Genomic DNA, 2,451 nt, shown 5'->3' with positions numbered 1-2,451 from the left:
CTCCTGTCGGACCTGCAGGCGATCCCGGAGCGTCCGCTGGCTGTCGTGCCGCTACCGAGCGGAAACCCGGGCGTCGGCGTCGCGGATCGAGATCTCGGGTATCCCCTGGAAGTTCTCGGCTACACCTTCGCTGTTCACTCGATGCTGAAGCGCATGTCCGCCGCTGAGGTGCAGGCCGGCATCGATGCCACCCAGGCCCCGACGCCAGCAGCAATTGCGGCCGCGATTGGCATCCGCAGCCCCGGCGCGCACGTCCTGTTCGCCCGGCTGGCGCGCCGCGACGAAACGTTGACGCTGGAGTACGTGTTGATGTCACCTGCGTCTCGGACCGAGGGGAGCATGCACGACCGGTCGCCGGCGGCACTCGGCCGGCGGCTGGCCGCACGGCTGCTTCGGCTGCATGCCGGCATCGCAGAGGGGCACGCCCAGGCCGTGGACGAGAGTGCGTGGATGACGCAGATGCTCGACCTCGCGTCGCGCGCCGCCGAAGAACATCGCCGGAGCGAAGCGCTGCATGTCCTCGACGTAGTTCTCGATCAGGATCCCGACCACGATTTGGCGGCGGACCTCAAGGCGCGCATCGACGCCGGTGGCGGCGCGCGGGACAGCGCGTTCTGCACCAGCAAAACCACGCCTTGATCGCGCCCGGCGCGCTCGCACATCGCTCCTGTTGACCGCTTGGCGAAACGCTCGCTGCCTTGGACAAGGCGGTCGCCGAGACCCATTCGCAAACGCTGCCAAGGAGCGTCGTCCCTATGGCGGTTCAGGTCCCGGCAGGTGCGTTTCGGCGACCACGTCTGCCATGGCGACATGGCTGCTTTGGATCGACAGCGCCGCATCGCTGCTCGCACGAGCAGTCGTTTGGTCAGAGGCATCCCTGCCCTGCAGGGGGCTCAGTTCAATCGGGCGGCCCGGCGACCGCTCTGACACGTAGCGATCACCCGCAGCGAACACCCTGAACCTGAGCATCAGCGCGCCGGACGGCACCCATCTGTGCGGAGCCGAGGTCCAGTTCGATTGGTGACCGTAGCAAGCAATGCCTGCTTCCCCCGCCGCATCACTTGTCAGCACCTGCTGCCCGCCTCAACTCATGGCCGCCCCCCCGCTGGCCGACAATCCGATAGACCGTCGAGCGCGCCAGTCCGAACAGCTGCATCAGCTCTTTGATATTCCGGCCGTTGAACATCTCCCGCACGCGCTCATCGCGCGCCGACTTGTCCGGCGCCGGCACGTAGACATCGTCGCCCCCAAACCTCGTGCGCATGCCCTGGACGATCTCGTGCGCAATCGCACTGGCCCACGGTTCCTGAAACGCCAGGTCATCGCGCAGGATCTCGGTCATGTCGAACACCCACTGCGTGGCGGCGTCGGCTTTGATCTCGTGGGCATCGGGGTGGGGTTGCTGCTGGGGCTGGAAGAGGGGTTGGCTCACAGGCGGCTGCTCCAAGAATCGCTGACGATGAAAGAATTCGGGACAACGGGGTGGACGACGGGTGGTCGTGCTGCAGGTGGTGGAGCTGGCGGAGGCGCCGCAGCCACCGCGCTCGGTTGTGGAGACGTCTGCACTGGCGCCGGATCGCTGCCCGAGGTCGGCGCTGCGGCCCCGCCGCCAGCGAACAGGTCAGGCTCCAGCCCGGCTTCAAGCCGCGCCCACAGCTTGTCGCTGAGCGCGTGCAGGCCCAGCATCTGCGCGCAGAACAGCGCGTAGACCGTGCAGTCCAGCTTCTCGTTGCGCTTGCCCGCCGGCTTCAGCCAGCGGTGCTCCTCGCCGCGGCCGGTCTTGACGAGCATCCGACTCTCGGCCGTGAGCTGGTCGTAAAACTCGGCAGTCAGCTCGCGCGCGAAGTGCACGTAGCCCGGCCCGGGCTGGCTGACCTGCAGGCGGCCGTAGAGCAAGTCCTTGGCGGTGTCGGTGCCTAAGTGCCACAGCCGCACGCCCTTGCGGATCGTCTTGCCGCGCTCGTTCACGTCGACCAGAACGCTGGCGCTCTTGATCGGCCGGCCCAGCCGCGTCTCGCCCTTCACCGCGTACAGGTTCTGGTTCGGCCGGTTGCGCACGAACACGTAGCACTGGTGGGTGAAGTGGCCGCCTGTGTCGATCGCCACCGCGTCGGCCGACATCTCGACGCCACACACGTGCCGGTAGGTCGCCTTGATCGCCGGATCCAGCTACAGATCCCATTCGCGCTGGTCGGCAGGGTTGCCGTAGATGACCAGGTCATCGACCACCCACATCTCCTCGCCGCGCCCGAACCCCCACACCACCAGTTCCCAGCGGTCGCCCTGCACGTCGACGCCGATCGCGAGCTTCACCGCGCCGCGCGGCACGGTGCGCAGCGGGTGGCCGTGCTTGCCCCGCAGCGCGAGCTGGCTGGCGTCGGTCTTCTCCAGTTCCTGCTCGTAAGTCTCGCCGCGCGTGGTGTTGATGAAGGTTTTGAGGTCGCTGTCGTC

At 67.4% G+C, this 2,451-nt stretch carries 2 protein-coding genes and 1 pseudogene; 1 reads left to right on the top strand and 2 read right to left on the bottom strand.

The genetic code is table 11. From position 1 onward, the window contains the following. Positions 1 to 639 (top strand): hypothetical protein (locus AC1D12_RS30970; RefSeq protein WP_477845039.1); only part of this gene is annotated, 639 nt, incomplete at its 5' end. Between the two features lie 418 nt (positions 640 to 1,057). Here the strand turns inward: AC1D12_RS30970 and AC1D12_RS30965 are convergent. Both AC1D12_RS30965 and AC1D12_RS30960 read right to left on the bottom strand, forming a co-directional pair. Beyond that, positions 1,058 to 1,432, bottom strand: a complete 375-nt coding sequence (locus AC1D12_RS30965) for a Mor transcription activator family protein (RefSeq protein WP_477845038.1) — start codon at positions 1,430 to 1,432, stop codon at positions 1,058 to 1,060. Further along, a pseudogene (locus tag AC1D12_RS30960) lies at positions 1,429 to 2,451 on the bottom strand (terminase gpA endonuclease subunit); the annotation flags it as partial. The gene AC1D12_RS30965 and the pseudogene AC1D12_RS30960, both read right to left, overlap by 4 nt.

This window comes from Rhizobacter sp. P1_G5 (genome assembly GCF_056405435.1).
The sequence above is the reverse complement of the archived record's forward strand: the minus strand, read 5'-3'. Positions and strand labels throughout refer to the sequence as shown.